The following is a 21,928-nucleotide window of genomic DNA, read 5'->3' as shown; positions in this document are numbered from 1 at the left end:
CACCCGCCCGGCCAGCTAACCGGCCCGCAACTCACCATGCCGTGGGCGTCGGTTCCTCCTACCCTTAGACGATGACGCCCGGAAACGCCTGCGCCGGGCCCGCCGACCCCGTCGGTGCGGTCCGCAAGGTCGGGGTCGAGGAGGAGTTCCACCTCGTCGACCTGCGCACGTCACGGCTGACCACCCGGGCTCCCGAGCTGCTCGGCGTCCTGCCGCCCGGCAGCCCGTATGTCGAAGAGCTGCAGCGCTGCGTCATCGAGGCGAACAGCGATGTGCACCGACACCTCGACGACCTGCGCGTCAACCTGCAGTCCAACCGGTCCGTCCTGGTCGACGCAGCAGCCGGCCTGGGGATCGGCGTCGTCGCGGCCGGTTCCGTGCCGCTCGCGGTGCCGACCGAGATGCTGGTCACCGAAACCCCCCGCTACCGACGGATGCTCGCCGACTATCAACTCCTCGCCCGGGAACAATTGATCTGCGGCACGCAGGTGCACGTCGACGTGACCGATCGCGACGAGGCCGTCGCCATCGCGTCGCGCATCAGTCCGTACATACCGTCGCTGCTCGCACTGTCGGCGAGTTCACCGTTCTGGGCCGACGGCACCGACACCGGTTACGCGAGCGCCCGCACCCTCGTCTGGCAACGCTGGCCGACCACCGGACCGTTTCCCGACGTCCACTCGGCGGCCGAGTACGACGACGAGATCGAGCGGCTGATCAACAGCGGCGTGATCACCGATCCGGGCATGGTCTACTTCGACGTCCGCCCGTCCGCGCGGGTCAACACCCTGGAACTCCGGGTCTGTGACAGCTGTCCGTCCGTAGACACCATCACCCTCATCGCCGGCCTGTTCCGCGCACTCGTGCTCCGTGAGGCCCGCCGTCTCGACTCGCCTTTCCCACCGACGTCACCCGCGTTGTACCGGGCCGCGATCTGGCAGGCCGCCCGCGCGGGACTCGAAGGCGACCTGATCGACGTCGATCACTCCGCTCCACGACCGGCCGCCGACGTGATCGCCGACCTCACCGCGTCGTTGCGCAACGAACTCGAGGACTGTGGCGACTGGCCCGCGGTCGATGAGCTCACCCGTCGGGCACTGACCTTCGGAAGTTCCTCGGCACGTCAGCGACGCACCCTGCGTCGCCGGGGACGGTTCACCGCTGTCGTCGACAATCTGATCGCGGAGACGGCCGGAACCCTGACCGAGGCACCGTTGCCCGACGACCCGGACGGGCGGCTCCTGCACGGGTACCTCCGTCCCGAGCACCCCGCCGACATCCCGACGGTGGACTCGCCGGACCGCGACTCCTACGACGAGGCGGTCGCACCCGGGATCACGTCACGCCCGGGTTACGCCGAGATCCTCTCGTCGGCCGCCACTCTCGGATCGATCACGTTGCGCAAGCGGCAATATCAGATCGAACGGGAACAGAGCATCGACGGGGTCACCTTCCGGGTGACCGGGCAATCGCGGGCCCAACTCTTCCCGCTCGACGTGATGCCCCGCTACATCGGCGCCGACGACTGGCAGCGGGTCTCCCGAGGTCTCCGGCAGCGGGCGCTGGCACTCAACGCCTTCATCACCGACGTGTACGGCGACCAGGAATGCATGCACGACGGCATCCTTCCGCCCGAAGCGCTCGACCGCGCGCCGGGATACCGCCAGACCGGCCGCGTGCCGGCGTGGCAACGGGTGCGCACCCACATCTGCGGCACCGACCTGGTCTCGCCCGAACCGGGACACTTCGTGGTCCTCGAGGACAACCTGCGCGTGCCGTCGGGAATCGCTTACGCGATGTCCAACCGCACGTTGATGACCCAGTTCATGTCCGAGATCGCCATGCCCGCGGCGACCATGTCGGTCGCCGACGTCCCGCGCATGATCGGCGAGACGATCGCGGCGGCGGCGCCGCCGGATGCCCACGCCGACGGCATCGACATCATGCTCAGCTCGGGCTGGCAGGATTCGGCGTGGTTCGAGCACACCATCCTGGCCGCCGGTGCCGGACTGCGACTCGCGACACCGGAGCACATCTCGGTCGACGTCACCGACGGCCCCGACGCCGGACGCGTGTTCTTCCAGCACGGCACCTCCCGTGTCCCGGTCAACACCGCGTATGTCCGCATGGACGAGGACATGTTGCTGTCCTCCAACGGTTTCCATGATCAGCCACTCCGCGACGGCATCCTCGACGGACTGGGCCGCGGACGATTCGCCCTCGCCAACGCGCTGGGCAACGGCGTCGGCGACGACAAGGCGATCTACTACTACGTCCCCGCGATGATCCGTTATTACCTGGGCGAGGAGCCGCTCCTCGATCAGGTACCCACGTGGCTCTGCGCGGAACGCCATCAGCGCGATCATGTGCTGGACAACCTGGAACACCTGGTTGTCAAACCCATTGACGGCCTGGGCGGTTCCGGAATCACGATCGGACCCGAATGTACCGAGGAAGAGCTGTCACGTCGCCGGGTCGATCTGCTGACCCAGCCGGAACGATTCATCGCCCAGGAGGTGGTGGCCCTGTCCACCCACCCCACCTTCGACGGCAACGGCTTCTACGCCCACCATGTCGATCTGCGCGCCTTCGTCCACCTCCGTGGCGCGGGCGACGAGCGCGTCACCGCCCACGTCGCCCCGGCCGCACTCACCCGGGTCGCCCCCGCCGGCAGCCTGATCGTCAACTCGTCCCGCGGTGGCGGCGGTAAGGACACCTGGATTCAGGGCACCGATCCGGCACCGAGAGAGGGATGACCGATGTGTGGTGTATGTGGTGAGATCCGTTTCGATGCGACAACTCCCGACATCGGCGCCGTGGAGGTGATGACCGGCTCGATGACTCGGCGCGGACCGGACGGGTCCGGCATCTTCGCCAAAGGTTCGGTGGCGCTGGGCCATCGGCGGCTCAAGATCATCGATCTCTCCGAACGCGGCGCACAGCCGATGGTGGATCCGGAACTCGGTCTGGCGCTGGTGTTCAACGGCTGCATATACAACCACCGGGAACTGCGGGGAGAACTCGAGGGCAAGGGATACCGCTTCTTCTCCCACGCCGACAGCGAGGTCATCCTCAAGGCCTTCCACGCCTGGGGAGCCGACTGCGTCGACCACCTGATCGGGATGTTCGCCTTTGCGGTGGTCGACACCGACTCCGGCACACTGACGCTGGCCCGTGACCGCCTCGGGATCAAACCCCTGTACCTCGCCGAGAGCCCTGGCCGACTGCGATTCGCGTCGTCTCTGCAGGCTCTGCTCCGGGCCGGCGATGTGGACACCACCATCGACCGGGTGGCCCTGCATCACTACTTCAGCTTCCACTCCGTCGTCCCCGCACCCCACACCATCTTCAACGGCATCCGTAAACTGCCGCCCGCGACGGTCCGGACCATCACACCGGACGGCCGGAGCACGGAGCGACGCTACTGGGCGCCCACCTTCTCCCCGCATCCCGAACGGGGCGACTGGGACGAATCGCGGTGGCAGCACGAGTTGCTGGATTCGTTGCGCACCTCGGTCCGCCGTCGGATGGTCGCCGACGTCCCGGTCGGCGTACTGCTGTCCGGAGGGATCGACTCCTCGCTCGTGGTCGCGTTGCTGGCCGAGCAGGGGCAAACCGACCTCGCGACGTTCAGCATCGGATTCGACTCTGCCGGTGGAGAATCCGGCGACGAATACGCATACTCCGATCTGATCGCCGACACCTTCGCCACCGACCACCACAAGATCCACATCGGTACCGACCGGCTGCTGCCCGCGGTACCCGACACCATCGCCGCGATGAGCGAACCGATGGTCAGTCACGACTGCGTGGCCTTCTATCTGCTGTCCGAAGAGGTCAGCAAATCCATCAAGGTGGTGCAATCCGGCCAGGGCGCCGACGAGATCCTCGGCGGATACGGCTGGTATCCGCCTCTGGCGCACACCGCCCGCAACGACACCACCAAGGCCTACGCGAGCGTCTTCTTCGACCGCGATCACGCAGCGATCGGCGAACTGCTCGGCGAGGCCTATCACCTCGAGCAGGACTACGACCCGAGTTGGGAGTTCGCCCACGCCCACCAGTCGTCGGCCGGCGCCCGGACCGCCGTCGACGCGGCACTACGGCTCGACACCACCGTCATGCTCGTGGACGACCCCGTCAAACGGGTCGACACGATGACCATGGCGTGGGGCCTGGAGGCACGGGTCCCCTTCCTGGACCACGAGTTCGTCGAGCTGGCGGCCACCTGCCCGCCCGATCTCAAACTTGCTCACGGCGGCAAGGGAATCCTCAAGGACGCCAGCCGTTCCCTGCTCCCGTCCGCCGTCATCGATCGCACCAAGGGGTACTTCCCCGTGCCCGGTATCCGACACCTCGAGGGCGGTGTGCTCGATCTCGTCGCGGACACCCTCCGCTCGACGGCGGCGACCACCCGGGGGCTGTACCGGCCGGCGGCACTCGACCGATTGTTCGCCGACCCGAACGGCATCCGGACCACCCTGGATGCCAACGAGTTGTGGCAGGTTGCCATGTTGGAGATGTGGCTACAGAGCATGGAAGCAGTCACCGCCTCGTGAGCGTGAGCAGGGCGATACCCGCCGGCACCCCCGGCCACGCCGGCTCGATGCCCGCGCACACCGTCCGTTTCGACGACCGCGGCTGGCACACCTACGGCGCGTCGGTGTCGCCGGACGGAAAGGCGTTCGCCTACATCGTCGACGACGGCACCGGCTATCCGCGCGCCGCGCAACGTTCGCTGTCCATCGCTGGAGTCGGCGAACTCCGCTGGGTGAGCCTGCGTTCGACCGGTCCGGTGCGCAAGATCGTCCACTCGACCGACAGCAAGTGGCTGGCGGTCGAGATCGCCCCGAGTGGCGGTGAGCACCATCAGGTCTGGGTGGTCACCACCGATCCCGACGACGACACCGCACATCGCATCGGCGCGACGCGCCCCGACGGGGACACCCCCGGGCGCCCTGCCGCCGGGGCCGGGCGGACGTTCGGCACCGTCTCACTGGTCGGATGGGACACCGATTGGGTGCTCATCACGGCGACCGAACCCGACGGCACCGCGCATTCGCTGCGGGTACACCCCGGTACGTCGGCGACCATGACACTCGACGTCCGCGTCGGCGGAGCTCTCATCGACTCGTGGAAGGGCGCCACGCTCATCCGGGTGGGCCCGCGTGGCTATCGCGACATGCTGTTGCTGCGCCGACGGCTCGACACCGCGTCCGACAGTGTCGTGATGACGCCACTCCTGCCCAACGATCCCGGCGCGGTCACCGACGTCGGTTACATCCTGGACCAGGGTTTCCATCATCCGTCGCTGGTGTTCACCGGTCCCCCACAGGATGCCGAACGCGATCTCGACAGTGTCCAGGCGATCGTCGTCAGCGATTTCGACAGCAAGTATCCGCGCCTGCTCGGCGTCGAGGTCGGTCGGCACGGCGTTCGGTTCCGGGTGCTGGCGCAACGCCCGGACGCCGGCCTCGACGAGTTCACGGTGAGCAACGACCAGTCGACGGTGGCCATGCTCTGGAATGTCGGCGGGCGCAGCGAATTACAGATCCTCACACTTCCGGACCAGACATTGCACGATCCCATCGACCTGCCAGGCGAGGTGGCCACCGAGCTCTCCATCAGCGCGGCCGGCACTCTGGTCGCCGTCACCGTGTCGAGCCCGCAGCACTCACCGCTGGTCCATCTGATCCTCACCGGCACCGGCGAGGTGATCCCGATCCGCGACGACGTGGTGGCCGGCGAGGGTCCGTCGACCGGACTGGTGCCGGAAGTGCTGGAACTGTCTGCCCGGGATGGGATGCCGCTGTCCGGTCTGCTCTTCCGCGCGCAGCGCGAGGGCCCCGGACCGACCGTCTTGTACTTTCACGGGGGGCCCGAGGCGCAGACACGCCCCGACTACAACTTCCTCTTCGGACCACTCGTGGACGCCGGGATCACGGTGTTCGCCCCCAATGTGCGCGGATCATCGGGATACGGGCGACTGTTCTCGCACGCCGACGACCGGTACGGCCGCTATGCGGGTATCGACGACGCTGCCGACTGCGCGGAACACCTTGTCGCGCGGGCAATCGCCGATCCCGGCGCGCTCTACTGTTCGGGTCGATCGTACGGCGGCTACCTCACCCTCGCATGCCTGACCTTTCACCCCGACACCTTCGCCGCCGGCATCGCCATCTGCGGTATGAGTGATCTCGAGTCGTTCTTCCGTAACACCGAGCCGTGGATCGCGGTGGCGGCGTACACCAAATACGGTCACCCCGAATCGGATCGCGAACTCCTCGCCGATCTGTCACCGGTCCATCGCATCGCCGACGTCCGGGCGCCCTTGCTGGTGGTGCACGGCGCCCACGACACGAATGTCCCGGTGAGCGAATCCCGGCAGATGGTCGACGAACTGCGTGCCCGAGGCGCCGTGGCCGAGATGCTGATGTTCGACGACGAAGGACACGAGATCGTCAAACGTCACAACCAGCAGCGACTGACCGAGGCCGTCGCGGGCTGGATTCTCGACCACCCGCCGCGACCCAGATCATCGGGAGGGGCGCGATGAGGCCGGAGCGCGATACCCGAGGCGCACCTCGCTCCCGACACACCCCCCGGCCCCGCCACATACCCGGCCCCGGAGAAGCGCCCCGGAAATCCGCCCTCCAGCGCGACGGCGCGCACCACGTGTCGATGCCCCGCCCATGGCGGGCGCGTCTCGGGTGCGCTTCTCCGGAGTCGAGCGCTCTCGCGACGACGGGGGTTCGCACCGTGGGGTGCCGATGAACTCACGCATGACCGACCGGCTCATCGCCCAGCTGGTGGAGACACGATCAGAAAGCGCGCGCGCCAACGTGCTCGAGGAACTCCGGCGGTTGATCCTGTCCGGAGGTGCGCCGCCCGGTGCACAGATCCCGCCCGGCGAGGTCGCGGATGCCTTCCAGGTGAGTCCCATCCCCGTGCGCGAAGCTCTCAAGACGCTGGTGGGTGAGGGCCTCGTCGTGCACCAGCGCAACGCCGGTTACCGGGTCAGTCAGCTCTCGATCGACGAACTGCGCGAGATCTACTTCGTGCGGGGCACTCTGGAGCAGGCTGCGTTGGCGCGCGCCGTCGAACTCATCGACAACACCGGCCTCGACCGAGCCCGGGGACGTCACCAAGAATTGTCGACAGCGGTAAAATACGACGACCGCAAGGCCTTTCACGACGTCTCCCGAGAGTTCCACCGCGAGCTCACCGCTCCGTGCGCGATGCCCCGGCTGCTGAACATGTTCGAGGCGACCTGGAACCTCACCGAGCCGTTCCAGGCGATGCGGGCCGTCGGCTCGGCAATCCAGGAAGCCCTCAACAACGATCATGCGGCGCTGCTCGACGCCTTCGCCGCCCGCGACACCGTCGCGGTATTGGAGGTCGGACAACTCCATCATCGGCGACTGGAGAGCGCCATCGTCGAGACCGCAGCCGAACTCGGGGTACGCCACGACGACTGACCGCGCACCGCCCGCGCGCGATCAGGGCATCCAGGTCGGTCATGAGTCCAGCGCTAGCTTGCCCGGTGGCCGAAAAGGCGCACGCTCGTCCACCGGCCGGGGGAAGGCCGGCCGTCGGGACAGGTAGGCGAACACCGGTCCCAGGAAGTTCATCGCCACCACCGAAACCCAGGCGGCCCAGGGATTGCCGGGCGCGAAACCGAACCCGCCGAAGAAGGTGGCGAAAAACGAGGCGAAGCCCGCGGTGCGCGCGAGGAGTAACACGTGAGTTACACTTGGTCATACCAAGAGACCAAGTTTGAATCGGGAGGCGCCGTGATACGACGAGGACGCACGCTCAGCGCGAGCACCGCGGCCTATCTCGAGGGCATGATCACCAACGAGCTCAGCCCGGGCGACAAACTCCCGCCCGAACGGGTTCTCGCGGAGAACCTCGAGGTCTCCCGGACGACGATCCGCGAGGCGCTGCAGGAGCTCGAGCAGCGTAGGCTCTTGGCCCGGACTCCCGGACGCGGCACGATCGTGCTCCCCCGGTCGGCCAACGCGACGGCGATCCTGGAGACGATGGCCGACGATGCCGAGCAGGACCACGTGGCCGAACTCCGGATGCTGATCGAGCCACAGGTGGCGGGTCTGGCGGCGGACCGGGCCATCGAGTCCGATCTCGTGTCCCTCGAGGACATCCTGGCGTCTAGCCACACCGGACTGAATCCGGCCGAGTCGCTCGAGCAAGATGTGGCATTTCATCTCCAACTTGCGCGGGCGGCACGCAATCCGCTGCTGATCTCGCTCTGCCAGCTCAGCAGCGGGTGGGTACAGAACGTCCGTGCGCGGTCACACGCCACCCGGGAGGGCCGACGGATGTCCTTCGACGGGCACACGCAGATCTTTCAGGCAGTGCAGAACAGCGACCACAAGGCGGCGGCGGCGGCGATGACCGACCACCTCGCCGAGGTCGCGCGACTCGTGGATCGGCGGGCGAAATGACCTTCTCATCACTGTCATCGATGAACGAGACGGCGATCCTGGCAGAGGGTTCGGGACCGGTCGTCGGCGACGACTATCTCCCCTGCCGCCCCGAGGAGATCTTCTGGGGCGATCTCCCCTGTGCGACCGATCATCCCGTGATCAGCGTGGTGCCGGGCACTTCGCTGACGGTCGACACCCTGAGTCACGAGGGCATCCTCGCGGATCAGGGTCGCGATCCCCGCAGGTACTTCGGGGCTCACGGGGTCGCGCCCGAATGCGTGCTCGACGAAGCGGTCGCCTTGTGCGCATCAGACCGTACGCACCGCCAGGGTATCGACGGTCCGCATGTCACCACCGGCCCGATCGAGGTCATCGGCGCGATGCCCGGCGACCTGCTCGCGATGACGGTCGTCGAGACGCTGCGACGCGTGCCCTACGGAGTTGTCTCCAATCGCCACGGGCGGGGATCTCTGCCCGGCGAATATCCCTCCGGTGGAATCACATACAGCGCATTCGTCTCCGTGCACGAAGACCCCGATACGGCGTATGGGGTACTGCCCCTGACCCAAGACGTCGACGGGCCTGCAGCCCGGTTCCCGCTGTCCCCATTCCTCGGGATCATGGGAGTGGCCGTCCACGGCGACGCCCGCGCACATTCCATCCCTCCCGGCGCCCACGGCGGCAACATCGACATCAATCTCCTCACCGCCGGCAGCACTCTGTACCTGCCCGTTCAGGTTCCCGGCGCGCTGGCCTACGTCGGGGATCCGCATTTCGCCCAGGGCGACGGCGAGGTCGCGCTCACCGCGCTGGAGGCCTCGCTGCGCGCCACCATCAGGTTCGACATCGTTCGCGCACCGGATGTCGCGGCACGGTTCGGCGACCTGGTCGGCCCGATCGCGGAGACGCAGGACTTCCTCGTCCCCACCGGCCTCGACACCGACCTCGACGTGGCAGTGCAGAACTGTGTCCGCGCCGCGGTGTCGCTCCTGTCCGCGCGATACGGCATGGATGGCGCCCAGGCGCTCGCATACCTCAGTGCCGCAACAGACTTCAACATCTCCCAGGTCGTGGATGTCGTCAAGGGTGTGCATGCCCGGATCCGACGGGCGGACTTCGGGTCGTGAGCCTCGTCGCGCGGCTCCGGGCAATCCCGGATGAGCGAATGCATCTGACGCTGATGATCATCCTGACGTTCACCACGGGCATCAACGACGCGGTCGGCTATCTCGGCCTGGACAAGGTTTTCACCGGCAACATGACCGGCAACGTCGTGGTGCTCGGGATGGCCGTCGCGGGCGGCTCGGGTCTCCCTGTCCTCGGGCCGGCGATGGCACTCGCGGGATTCATGATCGGGGCGGCCCTGGGCGGCCGGGTCCTGCGCGGCCAGGGCAGGCAATGGACCGCCCGGACCACCATCCTGTTCGCGGCCGTCGCGGCGATCATGTTCGGGCTGTCCGCAATGCTGTTCGTCACCGGTCAGCACCCGGCCAGACCGACGATGATCACCATCACCACGCTTGCGGCCACCGCGATGGGAATTCAGGCCGCAGCTGCCCGCGTCGTGGCCGTCAAGGACGTGACCACGGTGGTGGTGACCTCGACCATCACCGGCCTCGCGGCCGATTCGGTCCTCGGCTCCGGGAAGGGCAGCGGCACCGGCCGCCGGGTCGCGGCAGTGGTGGCGATCATCCTCGGCGCCGCTACCGGTGCCGCGGTGATGCACGCCCACATGGGTGCGGCGCTTCTGGTGGCGGCGCTGCTGATCACAGGTGTCACCGTCACCGGTGCGATCCACGATCAACGGCGAAGCGATGAGAATGCGGATACGGCGGTCGCCCGGCGCACCTGAACGCGGCGGACACGGTCACAAGGGAGCCGGCTCGGACACGAGAAGAATTCGGACATCCGGAAATATATCTATCCGTTAATTCCCGGGTAACAAACAATTCTTAGCTTGATCACATCAGCGTCCCCGACCATCCGGCGCTGACTCCGTCTGACCGGGAGAGCCACCATGTCTGCACCTTCTGCCGACGTCGCGACCGCACATGAGAGTGCGGCAGGCGAGAGCGTCATCAAGCTCGGCTACCACCAGAACCTCACCAACTCCGATCTCGCGCCACTCAAAGAGCAGAAGTGGACGTGGTACAACATCTTCGCGTTCTGGATGTCCGACGTGCACAGCGTCGGGGGCTACGTGTTCGCGGGCAGTCTGTTCGCCCTCGGCATCGCAGCGTGGCAGGTGCTCGTCGCATTGGTCGTCGGCATCATCGCCGTCAACCTGCTGTGCAACCTGGTGGCCAAACCATCGCAGCTGGCCGGCGTCCCCTATCCGGTCACCACGCGCGTCGCGTTCGGCGTCAAGGGCGCCAACATCCCGGCGATCATCCGTGGCTGCATCGCCGTCGTCTGGTACGGCATCCAGACCTACTTGGCCTCGGTCGCTTTCGGTCTGCTCGCGCTGAAGTTCTGGCCGGGCCTCGAGCCGTGGGGTGACGTCGATCAGCACGGCTTCCTCGGCTTGAGCATTCTCGGCTGGGCAGGTTTCATCCTGATGTGGGTCCTGCAGGCGTTCGTGTTCTGGAACGGCATGGACACCATCCGCAAGTTCATCGACTTCTGCGGTCCCGCAGTGTATGTCGTGATGGTCGCGCTGGCGGCATACCTCATCGTGAAGGCGGGGTGGAGCAACGTCAGTCTCGATCTCTCGACCGGACCCGGATTGTCCGGATGGTCCTCGGTCACCCAGATGCTCAGCGCATTCGCCCTGGTGGTCTCCTACTTCTCCGGTCCGATGCTCAATTTCGGCGACTTCTCGCGGTACGGCAAGTCATTCGCCGAGGTGAAGAAGGGCAATTTCTGGGGTCTGCCCGTCAACTTCCTGTTCTTCTCGCTGCTGGTCGTCTGCACGGTCTCCGCCGGAGCAACGGTGATCGGCCGTGACGAGGACGGCAACATCATCACCGACCCCGTGCACATCGTCGACCAGATCGACAACACCACTGCCGCCGTGCTCGGTGTGCTGACGTTCGCGATCGCCACCATCGGCATCAACATCGTGGCGAACTTTGTCTCGCCCGCCTTCGATTTCTCGAATGTGGCGCCCACCAAGATCACGTGGCGCACCGGCGGCATGATCGCCGCGGTCGGCTCCGTGCTGATCACCCCGTGGAATCTGTTCAACAACCCCACCGCGATCCACTACACGATGGATACGCTCGGGGCGGTGATCGGTCCGCTGTTCGGCATCCTGATCATCGACTTCTATCTCATCAGGAAACAGCGGATCGAGGTCGACGACCTGTTCAGCATGGACCCGGGCAAGTCCTACTCGTATCGCAACGGCTGGAATCCGGTCGCGGTGATCTCGGTGATCGTCGCTTCGATCCTCCCGATCAGCTTCGTCATCTGGGGCACCGCATATCAGGCCAGTTTCACCTGGTTCATGGGAGCCGCCGCAGGTGCGGTGGTCTACTGGCTCGGGATGAAGTTCGCACCGACGAGCTTCATCTACGACATGGGCGAGGCCCCCGCGGTGTTGCCGACCGCCAAGGACGGCAAGCTCGAACCGTCGGCGCTGTAACGCAAGCCCGGGTAACGCCTAATTCAAAGGAGCAGCAGCGAGACGATGCGCATCTGCGTCATCAATCCGAACACCGCGACGGCGATGACCGACGTCATCGCCGTCGCGGCACGGTCCGTTGCCCGACCGGACGCCGAGATCATCGCCGTCACCTCGTCGATGGGCCCGGCGTCCATCGAGAGCCACTACGACGAGGCCCTGGCGGTTCCCGGGCTCCTCCACGCCATCGCCGAGCATCCCGGTCACGACGGTTATCTCGTCGCATGCTTCGGAGACCCCGGCCTCGATGCCGCCCGCGAGCTGGCGGACGCTCCGGTGCTGGGGATCGCCGAGGCCGCCATGCACCTCGCGGCACCCCTCGGACGGGGGTTCTCGATCGTGACCACCTTGGATCGTACGATCGGCCGCGCGGGAGATCTGGTCGAGCACTACGGTTTCACTCGTCAGTGCCGAGGCATCCACGCCTGCGACATCCCGGTCCTCGAACTCGAGTCCAACCCCGCGACCGCGGACATCCTCGAGAAGGCGTGCCGCGCGGCACTGCACGCCGACCGTTCCGACGCGATCGTCCTCGGTTGCGCCGGCATGGCCGACCTGGCCCACCGCATCAGCGGCGCGATCGGCGCGCCGGTGATCGACGGGGTCGCCGCCGGAGTCGGCATGCTGTCGTCGATGGCCGCGATGGGCCTGCGCACCGGGACCGCGTCCGGCGAGTTCGCCACTCCCCCAATGAAGATCTATTCCGGGCCACTGGAGGGCTTCGGGAAGGTCTGACCTTCGCCCGATTCGCTTCGTCGTCGGTTGCGTTCGCGTTCGTGGCGTCTGCGGGCATGTTTGGCCAACACTTCCGCTGATCGAGTAGCTCCGGAGCGCCGGCGGAGGAGTGTATCGAGATCTCCCTCCAAACCGAAACTCCGGGGTAACACGACCGAAACCATTGCGGCAGATAGTCGCTAGTGCACATGATCGACCCGTCCGCGACCACGCGGTGACGATCCGGGTGACCAGATTCCGGGACAGGGTTCCACTCCGCAGCCTGTGCTGCGGCCTGCCCCGGAGGTACCCATGGCCGAGAAGCCGTGCGATCTGCTGATCAGCAACGCCTACATCTACGTCGACACCCACTGGGAAGTCCCCGACGGCTGGATCGCCATCTCGGACGGTCGCGTCCACAGCATCGGGACGGCCACCGACGAGATCCCCGACGCGACGACCCGGATCGACGCCCAGGGAAAACTCGTGACGCCCGGCCTGATCAACGTCCACCACCACATGTATCAGAACCTGACCCGTTCATATGCGCCGGTCGTCAACGCCGGGCTCTTCGACTGGCTGACCACGCTCTACCCACTGTGGGCGCAGATCGACGACGAGGCCGTCTATCTGTCCACCTGGGTCGCGATGGCAGAGCTGTTGCTGGGCGGATGCACCCTGTCGTCCGATCACATGTATCTGCATCCGCGAGATGGGTTGATAGATGCGCAGATCCGAGCGTCGCGTGATCTGGGCTTCCGCTTCTACGCCAACCGCGGCTCGATGACCCGGTCCACTGCCGACGGCGGGTTGCCACCCGTGCAGGTCGTCCAGGAGCCCGACGTGATCCTCGCCGATTCCGAACGGCTCATCGACAAATATCACGACCCTTCGCCGGGTGCGATGTCACGGGTCGCGCTGGCGCCGTGCTCGCCGTTCTCCGTCACCGCCCAGCTCATGTCGGACACCGCGGCGCTGGCCGAGAGCCGCGACGTCCGCCTGCACACCCACCTGGCCGAAGATCAGGACGAACTGGCGTACTGCCGGGAAGTGTACGGCATGAGCCCGGTCGACTACTTCGACAGTGTCGGCTGGATGCAATCGCGTTCCTGGGTAGCGCATTTCATCTATCCATCCGACGACGAACAAGCCCGTATGGGCGCAGCCGGAGTCGGCGTCGCGCACTGCCCGAGTTCGAATATGCTCATCGGTGGCGGAACAGCCGACGTCCAGCGGCTCCGCGCACTCGGCGCTCCGGTCGGTCTCGGGTGTGACGGATCCGCGTCCACCGATCACGGCTCGATGTGGCTCGAGGCCCGCGCCGCTCTGACGCTGGGACGCTACCGGGGCGGATCGACCGCGATGACCGCCCGTGACGTGCTGAACATCGCGACGCGCGGCAGCGCGGCCTGCCTCGGCTGGGACGACGAGACCGGTCATCTGAACCCCGGCGCGTGTGCGGACCTCGTCATCTGGACCGGCTCGGCCATGGCGCTCGCCGGTGCAGTCACCGACCCGGTGGAGGCCTGGTTGCGATGTGGGCCGATGGCGGCAGACACGACCATAGTGGCGGGCCGGATTCTGGTCCGCGACAGACAGATTCAGAATTTCGCCGCATCCGACATAGTGTCCGCCCACACCGCCGAGGCCCGGCGTATCCAGCGGGTGGCAGTCTGATGGCCACGATCACGCACGCCACCAGGAACGGCCTGCGTGCCCCTCGTCAGACCTTTATCGTGACGTTCTTCGCCGCGAGCAGTGTGGACAGTGCCTGCGGGACGAGTGCCAAGCCCAGCACAGACATTGCCACGTTCCAGGACCCGGTGACATCGTGCAGGGCGCCGATCGCGATCGGTCCGACCGCGGCCACCACATAGCCGACCGACTGGGCCATCCCCGACACCTGTCCGGTGGCCACCGTCGACGGGCTGCGCAGCACCATGAACAGCAGCACCAGGCTGATCGATGCGCCCGGACCGAACATGATCATGATGACCCAGAGCGTGGTCCACACGTGAACGGTCACCAGACCGACGAACCCTGCGGCGCACACGACCACCACGCCCAGCGTGATGGCGCGTTGATCAGCCAACCTTCCGGCGACTATGGGGATCACCAGTGAGGCGGTCAACGCCACGACCTGCCCGATGGCCAGAGTGGTCCCCGCCTCGGCGGCTGTTCGGCCGTGGTCGATGAGGTACTGCGGCAGCCACGCACTGAAGGTGTAGAAGATGATCGACTGCGAAGCCATGAAGGTCGTTATGGCCCAAGCGATCCGGTTGCGCCACAGTGATGCCGGCGTGCTGGTGACGGCCACGGTGTGGACCCGTGCCAACTGCGGAACCCAGACGACCAGCGCCACGACCGCGAGCAGCGTCCACGACGTCAGTGTCAGGCGCCAGTTGCCGTCGTCCAGATCGTCGATCGGGATGGTCAGGGCGGCGGCGACGGCTGCCCCGCCCGAGAGCGTCATCGAGTACAGCCCGGTCATCAGACCCGACCGGTGTGCAAAGTCACGTTTGATGAGTGCGGGCAGCACCACGTTGCAGATGCCGATCGCCGTTCCGATCACGGCCGAGCCGACGAGCAGACTCGCGATGTTCGGGATGAATCGCAGACCCATGCCGAGGATCAGCATGATCATCGAGCCGAAGATGGTCCGCTCGATCCCGTACCGCGCGGCGATGCGCGGCGCGATCGGGGCGCTGATCCCGAAGAACAGCACTGGCAACGTGGTCAGCAAACCGGCTGCCGCACTGCCGAACCCGAGGTCGCGCATGATGTCGTCTACCAGCGGCGCCACTGAGACCACCGGCGGTCGCAGATTGGCGGCCACGAGCATGATGCCGATCGCTGCGATGACCGCGGCGATCCCTCGCGGGGCATTGCCGCCCGACGATACGTCGGCCGTGCGCTCCGGCGCTGTTTTGACCGACGACTCTGCCTGCCCGTCGCCCGTCACGCCAGCCCTCGCAGCGCTGCATCGAGGTAGGAATGGACCGCGGCACGGGCCGCACCGGCGTCACCGGCCTCGATCGCATCGACCACGCCGACGTGGCCCGGTGGATGATCACCCTCCGCCAGCGTCGCCTCCACGACACTCTCGTGGAGGCGCTGCATGACCTCCACGATGCCGTCGTAGAGTTCGAGCAGCAGCCGGTTGCCCGGGATCTCGACCAGCGAGGCGTGAAACGCTATGTCCTCCTGCGCATACCCGGCTACATCACCAGTGGCGAACGCCTGCTCCGCGGCCCGGAGACGATCGCGCAACCCCGCGACCTCCTCGGAGGTTGCACTCTCGGCGGCGGCGGCCGCGGCCTCGACCTCGATGGCGCGGCGCGCTCCGAGCAGGTCGTGGTGGGCCGAACCCGGAACGCAGCTCTCGATCGCCGCCGCAAGCAGGTTACGACTGCGCACGTAGGTCCCGTCGCCGCGCCGCGGGATGAGCATTCCGGCATGCTCCAGCGCTCGCACGGCCTCGCGGATCGTGTTGCGCCCCACGCCGAAATGCTCCACGAGTGCCGGCTCGGCCGGAATCCGTTCACCCACGGCCCATTCGCCGGACCGGATGAGATCCCGCATTCGGTCGACCACGAGCTCACTGGTCCGTCGCGGCGGGACGATCACGTCGTTCATGGCAAACACCCTAACATCCCATGTTTGCCGCCGACAAAGCCTCCTTGCACAGGAGAGGAAACATCACCCCGAGACGTCGAGCGAGGCGATCACCTTGGTCGGCTCGATCCACACCACGCGCTCGCCGGGCACGCCGTTACGGTCGCCGAACTCGTCGGCACGGTCGGCCCCCATGTACCGCGCACCGCAGAGCGTCGCGATCCGCTTCACCTCGTCGAGGTCGTCGCTGGCCACCGCGCGGCCCTGGATCTGAACGAAAGCGTACGGCGGCTCGGGGAGGTCGACTGTCAGGACCACGCGCGGATCTCGTTGGATGGAACGGGCTTTCGATGTGCCCGAACCCGTGTTGAAGGCAATGCGATCCCCGTCCAACACGAACCAGATCGGCGCGGCGAGCGGCCTGCCGTCAGCGGCGAGGTGACCGAGGTGGCCCGTCTTGGTACCACCGGTCAGGAACTCACGGATCTCGGGATCGTTCAGGGATGCGGCCATGACCCCACCATACGGCGCGGGCGCGTCAGCCGACCGTCAGCGACCGGCCAGCACGTCGGCGATCCGGCACGCGACCATCATGATCGTGGCGTGGGGCCCGCTGCGCCCCGCGGTCGGCAGGATCGATCCGTCGACGATCCGCAGGCCTCGGACCCCGACAACGGCACCGAGCTCATCGGTACGCGGCCCCATGGGCATGCTGCCCCACGCGTGCTGCGAGGTCCGTACGACGGGGTCGACCGCCACCGAACCGGGCTCGACGATGTCCGCGAACACGGGCGACCGCAGCATGTCGGCGACCGTCGCCACGCCCCGGTCGAGCCGGGCGGCCTCCGCCACGTCGACGACTCCGAGATCGACGATCGGACCTCCACCGGCCATCCGCACCGTACCCCGGGTACCGGGTCGCATCGCGGCGACGCCGATGGCCGGCCCGACCGGAGGAAGGCCTTTGATGTAACGTGCCATATCACTGCTGTAGCAACGTATCTCGAGATCGTCGGCAGTGTGCACCACGGACTGCAGCAATGCCGTCGGCGGACCGTCGACACGGCTGCGATAGTGCACCAGCACTTCGCGATGCTCACGTACGGCCAGGACATCACGATCGGTCGGCCCACCGAGACCCGACCGCAACAGGATCACGGCAGTGCCGATAGCGCCTGCGCAGAGGACCACCTCACCGGCACCGACCACGGTGTCACCGACGACGACCCCGGTGACCTGGGCGCCGGACCGACGCAGCCCCGCCACTTCGGCGTCCGCGCAGATGGTGAGATTCGTCCGGCCCAACGCATCACGCAGGTAGGCCTCGGCAGCAGTGCGGCGCATCATGCCGTCCCGGTTCGACCGTACGCGGTTGAGCCCGACGATCGGCCACGCGTCGTCGGGTGGCCGCACCGGAACGATGCCGCTCCAATAGGATTCGAATCTGGCCGTGACCTCGGCCAACTCGCCGTCGGCGAATGGCGACACACTCATCGTCCCCCCGCGCGCGTCCAGCTCCGCGTAGGAGGAGCCGATCTCGTCGATACGCCATCCGGCGGGCCAGTCCGCGAAGTCGTCGGCATGCCAGCGCAGGAAGTAGCCACCGTTCACCGAAGACGACCCGCCGAATCCGCGACCACGGACCACGGCGAGTCCCGACGGCTCCTCGTGCGGCACGGCATAGGGCGAACCGAGGGCGATCGGAAGTCCGCGGAGATCGCGAACCGCCTCAGTGGGCCACTCCGACGACCCGCGCTCGATCAGGAGAACGGTCCGGTCGGGATTGCGGGACAGCCGCTCGGCGACCACACAACCCGCGCTCCCGGCACCGACGATCACCACATCGGCGGTGGCGGGGAGATCACCGAGGGTCATGTCTTGTTGGTGATCACCGGCCGCAGGGCACCGAAATCGCGGTGGCTCAACGCTCCTTGCCACAGCCCGGCGCCGTAGGCGAGATCGTCGAGACGCCGGAACAGGGTGTAGGCGACCGGTCCGAGTGCCGGTCCGGCTTCTGGCTCGGCCACCACCTGGCGGACCCACGAGACCATGCCCTCGGCGATCGCGACCTCCACCGCGAGCCGGCGGAAACGTGCGGACACGATCGCGAGGATCACCGCCACCGGCCAGTAGTGGCGACAGATCGCCGCGGCCGCCTGAAGGAGCCCGAACCCGACTGCTCGTCCGGTCAGCTGCGTCGCGACAATCGGCGCATCGGGCAACTCGCCGAGCCGTCGTCGAAGGCGCATGCCGACCTGACCGAGGATGATCATGGCGATCGCCAGGCCGATCTTCGTCCGGGTCATCAGTGCCACCACGGCGACGGCCATCGGCACCGACATCACGACGGGGGCGGCGAATCCACCGTGCCGGTCCGCGAGATGAGACGCGCCGGTTCCGTAGTACCGACGGCGGTCGAGCACCGAACGCATCCCGGTCCGGTGATCGTGCGACACCCGGGCGACCGGGTCGTAGCGAACCCGCCAGCCCGCCTTGTGGGTCCGCCAGCAGAGGTCGACGTCCTCGGCGACCCGCAGGGACTCATCGAAATCCTGAAAGGCGCTACAGCGCACCAACATTGCGGCGCTCGGCACATACGGGACCCGGCTGCCCGGGACCACAGAGCATTCGTCCGGCCCCATGTCGAGCGACGAATAGCCGTTCTCGTAGCGCTCGGCCAGCGAGACATCGCAGTCGTCGCGACTCAGCCCCACGATCCGGGGTGCCACGATCGCGACCGCCGGGTCCGAGAAATGCCCGAGGAGCATGGTCAGCCAATCGGCCGGGGGCACCACGTCGGAGTCGAGGAAGGCCACGAATTCGGTCGTCGCCTCGGCCGCCCCCGCGTTGCGGGCGGCCGAGGGGCCGCGATTCTCGTCGAAGCGGATCAGTGTGACGTCCCGGCCGCACGCCCGGATCGGTACGTCGGAGCCGTCGTCGACCACGATCACCTTCGCACCGGAGACGGCCTGCAGCAGACGGTCGACCCCGTGCTGATTGCCGCGCACCGGCACCACGACCGTGACGTTCTCCGGACGCGGCCCGAACATGGGACGGGGGTTGGCAATTCCGCTGTCGAGCAGGCGACGCGCGAGACTCCGGGTGGCCGCGTCGACAACCTCGATACGGCCGTCGGCCGATGTCAGTCCCAGCGCGGCATCGGTCAGGCGGAGCATCCGGGTGGGCGATCCACCGACGAGATACCGGAGATCCTTGTGCGGCGCGCACCGCATGTCGATCTGGACCTGGAAACCATCCGGCAGACTGTGGTCGACGACAGAGGTCGGCGGCAGTTCCTTTTCGACTGCGGTCATACGAGTCGCCCCGACTCTCCGACCGACCACGACCCGATGGCCGTCACCAGTCCGGTGACCAGCGCGTCGGTCACGCTCGCGCCGTGCTCAGCGCTCGCGCCGGTCGGATCACCCAGCACGCCGTTGGTGCTCACCGCGGCGACGCCGCCGGCCCGCATCGCGGGCAGCAACGCCGAAATGGGGGTCACGTTCCCGACCTCGGCGGCGGAGAGGCTGACATCCTCAGGCGAAAAATGCAGCAGCACAGAGGTTTCGGTGATCCCGGCGTGCGCGTCGGCCCCCTGTGTGGCGCAGGGGAACCAGGCGGCGTCGCGACCTTCATAGCGCAATGTGTCCACCGCGTCGACCACCGTCGGCCCGTTGCCGCCGTGTCCGTTGACGAAGACCAGACGATCCGCCCAGCGGCAGGCGCTGCGTCCGTACTCCACCAGGAGGAGGTGCAGCGCCTCGTGCCCGACCGAGATGGTCCCCGGGAAACCCTCATGCTCACCGCTCGCGCCGTAGTTGATGCCGGGGGCGGCCACCACCAGTCGGGGCTCCTCCGCGCCGTCGGCAACTGTGGTGGGCCCATCCGCGGACAATCGATCGGCAGCGCGGCCGGCCACGGCCGTCGCGATCCTGCTGTCGGTGTCGAGTGGGAGATGCGGACCGTGCTGTTCGGTGGCTCCCAGCGGGACCAGAAGGGTGACCGATCGATCCGACAGTTGAGGCCAGCACAACTGTCCCAGTGCGGCCCGACGCTCCATTCGCTCAACTCTAGCGACGCCGTCGATGCGTGTTAACCGACTCGGTGCAATTTGTTTGATTCGATTTCGATGATTCCGCGATTGCCCAGGCCCAGGGGTCCGAGCGATCGATCGGTTGTGGGATGCTGGTCCGACAGACGTGAGACCCGACACTTCGGGCGGGTACGGACCGGGAGGACATCATGACGTCAACGGCGCCGCGCAGCAGCGGAAAGAGTGGGCCCCTCAGCGCAATCCGCGTGGTCGAGTTCGCGGGCATCGGACCCGGCCCACATGCGGCGATGCTACTGGCCGACCTCGGGGCCGACGTCGTTCGCGTGCAGCGCCCGGGCTCCCTGCCGGCACCCGACCGCAACGCGGATGCGCTCCTGCGTGGCCGCCGGGTCGTCGAGGCGAACCTGAAGGATGCCCGGGACCGCGACACCATCCTGCGGCTCATCACCAAGGCCGACGTGGTGCTGGAGGGCTTCCGGCCTGGGGTGATGGAACGACTCGGCTTCGGACCCGACGACCTGTCCGCCATCAATCCGGGCCTGGTCTACGGGCGGATGACCGGCTGGGGCCAAGAGGGCCCGCGTGCCGACCGCGCCGGACATGACATCAACTACATCTCACTGACCGGAATGCTGCATGCCATCGGCCGCAAAGAAGATCGGCCGGTGCCGCCGCTCAATCTTGCCGGCGATTTCGGTGGCGGATCGATGTTCCTCGTCATGGGCGTCCTCGCTGCGCTCCTCGAACGACAGACCTCGGGCAACGGACAGGTCGTCGACGCCGCCATGGTCGACGGTGCGTCGGTGCTCGGTCAGATGATGTGGGCCTTCCGCGGAACCGGACTCTGGAGCGACGCGCGCGGCGTGAACATGCTCGACACCGGCGCGCCGTACTACGAGGTCTACGAGACCTCCGACGGCAAATACATGGCGGTCGGTGCCATCGAACCGCAGTTCTACGCCGAATTGCTGACCGGGCTGGGACTGTCCGACACCGATCTGCCCGGCCAGAACGATATTGCCAACTGGCCCAAGCTCAAAGAAGTGTTCACCGACACCTTCAAATCGCGGACCCGTGACGAGTGGACCAAGGTCTTCGAGGGTACGGACGCCTGCACGTCGCCGGTCCTCGACTTCGCCGAGGCGCCGGCCGATGCGCACATGGCGGCGCGCGCCAACCTCGTCGAGATCGACGGCGTGATGCAGGCGCAGGTCGCTCCCCGCTTCTCGCGCACCTCGCCGGAGACCCCGACCGGTCCGGTCCGCGAGGCGACCGACCCCGCCACCCTCTGGCAGGACTGACCCTCACCCCACTCTCCCCACTCCCCCCTCCCCTCCCTCCCCCTCCCACAGGCAACCCCCATCGCAGCCGCGACGGTTCCCGTCATCCGCGCCCCCTTTTACCCGGCGCGGATGACGGGAACCGTCGCGGCTGCGTTCTGGGTCGGGGGGTGTGGACAGGTTCGTGGGCAGT

18 protein-coding genes are annotated in these 21,928 nt (G+C 67.2%); 11 read left to right on the top strand and 7 right to left on the bottom strand.

Annotated features, from left to right (window positions below):
• The first annotated feature begins 71 nt into the window (after window positions 1–71).
• The 4 genes from ACLQ3I_RS10515 to ACLQ3I_RS10500 all read left to right on the top strand — a co-directional run bounded on the left by ACLQ3I_RS10515 (window position 72) and on the right by ACLQ3I_RS10500 (window position 7,478).
• Window positions 72–2,756: a glutamate--cysteine ligase gene (locus ACLQ3I_RS10515; RefSeq protein ID WP_425790698.1), complete on the top strand. Its 2,685-nt coding sequence runs from the start codon at window positions 72–74 to the stop codon at window positions 2,754–2,756.
• A gap of 3 nt (window positions 2,757–2,759) precedes the next feature.
• A complete protein-coding gene (locus ACLQ3I_RS10510) occupies window positions 2,760–4,559 on the top strand; it encodes an N-acetylglutaminylglutamine amidotransferase (RefSeq protein ID WP_425801707.1) in 1,800 nt (599 codons plus the stop codon).
• A gap of 47 nt (window positions 4,560–4,606) precedes the next feature.
• The gene (locus ACLQ3I_RS10505) at window positions 4,607–6,556 is read left to right on the top strand and encodes an alpha/beta hydrolase family protein (protein WP_425801967.1); all 1,950 of its coding nucleotides are present in this window, start codon (window positions 4,607–4,609) and stop codon (window positions 6,554–6,556) included.
• 214 nt (window positions 6,557–6,770) lie between these two features.
• Window positions 6,771–7,478 (top strand): GntR family transcriptional regulator, encoded by a 708-nt coding sequence (locus tag ACLQ3I_RS10500; protein ID WP_425790694.1) that lies wholly within the window; start codon window positions 6,771–6,773, stop codon window positions 7,476–7,478.
• 39 nt (window positions 7,479–7,517) lie between these two features.
• Here the strand turns inward: ACLQ3I_RS10500 and ACLQ3I_RS10495 are convergent, their stop codons facing one another.
• Entirely contained in the window at window positions 7,518–7,742 is a 225-nt protein-coding gene (locus ACLQ3I_RS10495; RefSeq protein WP_425790692.1) for a hypothetical protein, read from the bottom strand.
• Window positions 7,743–7,793: 51 nt separating this feature from the next.
• Between ACLQ3I_RS10495 and ACLQ3I_RS10490 the strand changes: the two genes are divergently transcribed.
• The 6 genes from ACLQ3I_RS10490 to ACLQ3I_RS10465 all read left to right on the top strand — a co-directional run bounded on the left by ACLQ3I_RS10490 (window position 7,794) and on the right by ACLQ3I_RS10465 (window position 14,463).
• Complete coding sequence (locus ACLQ3I_RS10490) at window positions 7,794–8,465, top strand: FadR/GntR family transcriptional regulator (RefSeq protein ID WP_425790690.1); 672 nt, start codon at window positions 7,794–7,796, stop codon at window positions 8,463–8,465.
• Window positions 8,462–9,574: an acetamidase/formamidase family protein gene (locus tag ACLQ3I_RS10485; RefSeq protein ID WP_425790689.1), complete on the top strand. Its 1,113-nt coding sequence runs from the start codon at window positions 8,462–8,464 to the stop codon at window positions 9,572–9,574. Before ACLQ3I_RS10490 ends, ACLQ3I_RS10485 begins: the two co-directional genes overlap by 4 nt.
• 38 nt (window positions 9,575–9,612) lie before the next feature.
• Window positions 9,613–10,299 carry a YoaK family protein gene (locus tag ACLQ3I_RS10480; RefSeq protein ID WP_425790687.1) on the top strand — a complete coding sequence of 229 codons (687 nt, stop codon included), beginning with the start codon at window positions 9,613–9,615 and terminating at the stop codon, window positions 10,297–10,299.
• Window positions 10,300–10,464: 165 nt separating this feature from the next.
• Window positions 10,465–12,033 carry an NCS1 family nucleobase:cation symporter-1 gene (locus ACLQ3I_RS10475; protein WP_425801704.1) on the top strand — a complete coding sequence of 523 codons (1,569 nt, stop codon included), beginning with the start codon at window positions 10,465–10,467 and terminating at the stop codon, window positions 12,031–12,033.
• Between the two features lie 45 nt (window positions 12,034–12,078).
• Window positions 12,079–12,807: an aspartate/glutamate racemase family protein gene (locus ACLQ3I_RS10470; protein ID WP_425790683.1), complete on the top strand. Its 729-nt coding sequence runs from the start codon at window positions 12,079–12,081 to the stop codon at window positions 12,805–12,807.
• Window positions 12,808–13,098: 291 nt separating this feature from the next.
• Window positions 13,099–14,463 carry an 8-oxoguanine deaminase gene (locus ACLQ3I_RS10465; RefSeq protein WP_425801702.1) on the top strand — a complete coding sequence of 455 codons (1,365 nt, stop codon included), beginning with the start codon at window positions 13,099–13,101 and terminating at the stop codon, window positions 14,461–14,463.
• Between the two features lie 46 nt (window positions 14,464–14,509).
• On the opposite strand, the gene ACLQ3I_RS10460 is transcribed toward ACLQ3I_RS10465, so the two are convergent.
• From ACLQ3I_RS10460 to mftE, 6 genes are all read right to left on the bottom strand, one after another.
• The gene (locus tag ACLQ3I_RS10460) at window positions 14,510–15,628 is read right to left on the bottom strand and encodes a CynX/NimT family MFS transporter (RefSeq protein WP_425801964.1); all 1,119 of its coding nucleotides are present in this window, start codon (window positions 15,626–15,628) and stop codon (window positions 14,510–14,512) included.
• Window positions 15,629–15,744: 116 nt separating this feature from the next.
• Complete coding sequence (locus ACLQ3I_RS10455) at window positions 15,745–16,422, bottom strand: FadR/GntR family transcriptional regulator (protein ID WP_425801699.1); 678 nt, start codon at window positions 16,420–16,422, stop codon at window positions 15,745–15,747.
• Window positions 16,423–16,485: 63 nt separating this feature from the next.
• On the bottom strand, window positions 16,486–16,914 hold the full coding sequence (locus ACLQ3I_RS10450) for a PPOX class F420-dependent oxidoreductase (protein ID WP_425790677.1): 429 nt from the start codon (window positions 16,912–16,914) through the stop codon (window positions 16,486–16,488).
• A 36-nt stretch (window positions 16,915–16,950) separates the two neighbouring features.
• Complete coding sequence (gene mftG / locus ACLQ3I_RS10445) at window positions 16,951–18,276, bottom strand: mycofactocin system GMC family oxidoreductase MftG (RefSeq protein WP_425801697.1); 1,326 nt, start codon at window positions 18,274–18,276, stop codon at window positions 16,951–16,953.
• Entirely contained in the window at window positions 18,273–19,715 is a 1,443-nt protein-coding gene (gene mftF, locus ACLQ3I_RS10440) for a mycofactocin biosynthesis glycosyltransferase MftF (RefSeq protein WP_425790673.1), read from the bottom strand. Before mftF ends, mftG begins: the two co-directional genes overlap by 4 nt.
• A complete protein-coding gene (mftE, locus tag ACLQ3I_RS10435) occupies window positions 19,712–20,461 on the bottom strand; it encodes a mycofactocin biosynthesis peptidyl-dipeptidase MftE (protein ID WP_425790671.1) in 750 nt (249 codons plus the stop codon). Before mftE ends, mftF begins: the two co-directional genes overlap by 4 nt.
• 182 nt (window positions 20,462–20,643) lie before the next feature.
• Between mftE and ACLQ3I_RS10430 the strand changes: the two genes are divergently transcribed.
• Window positions 20,644–21,756: a CaiB/BaiF CoA transferase family protein gene (locus tag ACLQ3I_RS10430; protein ID WP_425790669.1), complete on the top strand. Its 1,113-nt coding sequence runs from the start codon at window positions 20,644–20,646 to the stop codon at window positions 21,754–21,756.
• Window positions 21,757–21,928: the final 172 nt, after the last annotated feature.

This window comes from Gordonia sp. DT101 (assembly GCF_049844895.1).
GTDB lineage: Bacteria > Actinomycetota > Actinomycetes > Mycobacteriales > Mycobacteriaceae > Gordonia.
This window is presented reverse-complemented; position numbering and strand designations above follow the sequence as displayed.

Excerpts from the sequence above, each read along its gene's own strand:
- ACLQ3I_RS10510 (WP_425801707.1), top strand. The coding sequence starts at position 2,760 with ATGTGTGGTGTATGTGGTGAGATCCGTTTCGATGCGACAACTCCCGAC.
- ACLQ3I_RS10485 (WP_425790689.1), top strand. The coding sequence starts at position 8,462 with ATGACCTTCTCATCACTGTCATCGATGAACGAGACGGCGATCCTGGCA.
- ACLQ3I_RS10430 (WP_425790669.1), top strand. The coding sequence starts at position 20,644 with ATGACGTCAACGGCGCCGCGCAGCAGCGGAAAGAGTGGGCCCCTCAGC.
- ACLQ3I_RS10455 (WP_425801699.1), bottom strand. The coding sequence starts at position 16,422 with ATGAACGACGTGATCGTCCCGCCGCGACGGACCAGTGAGCTCGTGGTC.
- ACLQ3I_RS10475 (WP_425801704.1), top strand. The coding sequence starts at position 10,465 with ATGTCTGCACCTTCTGCCGACGTCGCGACCGCACATGAGAGTGCGGCA.
- ACLQ3I_RS10480 (WP_425790687.1), top strand. The coding sequence starts at position 9,613 with ATGCATCTGACGCTGATGATCATCCTGACGTTCACCACGGGCATCAAC.
- ACLQ3I_RS10505 (WP_425801967.1), top strand. The coding sequence starts at position 4,607 with ATGCCCGCGCACACCGTCCGTTTCGACGACCGCGGCTGGCACACCTAC.
- mftG (WP_425801697.1), bottom strand. The coding sequence starts at position 18,276 with ATGACCCTCGGTGATCTCCCCGCCACCGCCGATGTGGTGATCGTCGGT.
- ACLQ3I_RS10450 (WP_425790677.1), bottom strand. The coding sequence starts at position 16,914 with ATGGCCGCATCCCTGAACGATCCCGAGATCCGTGAGTTCCTGACCGGT.
- ACLQ3I_RS10470 (WP_425790683.1), top strand. The coding sequence starts at position 12,079 with ATGCGCATCTGCGTCATCAATCCGAACACCGCGACGGCGATGACCGAC.
- mftE (WP_425790671.1), bottom strand. The coding sequence starts at position 20,461 with ATGGAGCGTCGGGCCGCACTGGGACAGTTGTGCTGGCCTCAACTGTCG.
- ACLQ3I_RS10515 (WP_425790698.1), top strand. The coding sequence starts at position 72 with ATGACGCCCGGAAACGCCTGCGCCGGGCCCGCCGACCCCGTCGGTGCG.
- ACLQ3I_RS10500 (WP_425790694.1), top strand. The coding sequence starts at position 6,771 with ATGAACTCACGCATGACCGACCGGCTCATCGCCCAGCTGGTGGAGACA.
- ACLQ3I_RS10460 (WP_425801964.1), bottom strand. The coding sequence starts at position 15,628 with ATGCTCGTGGCCGCCAATCTGCGACCGCCGGTGGTCTCAGTGGCGCCG.
- mftF (WP_425790673.1), bottom strand. The coding sequence starts at position 19,715 with ATGACCGCAGTCGAAAAGGAACTGCCGCCGACCTCTGTCGTCGACCAC.
- ACLQ3I_RS10465 (WP_425801702.1), top strand. The coding sequence starts at position 13,099 with ATGGCCGAGAAGCCGTGCGATCTGCTGATCAGCAACGCCTACATCTAC.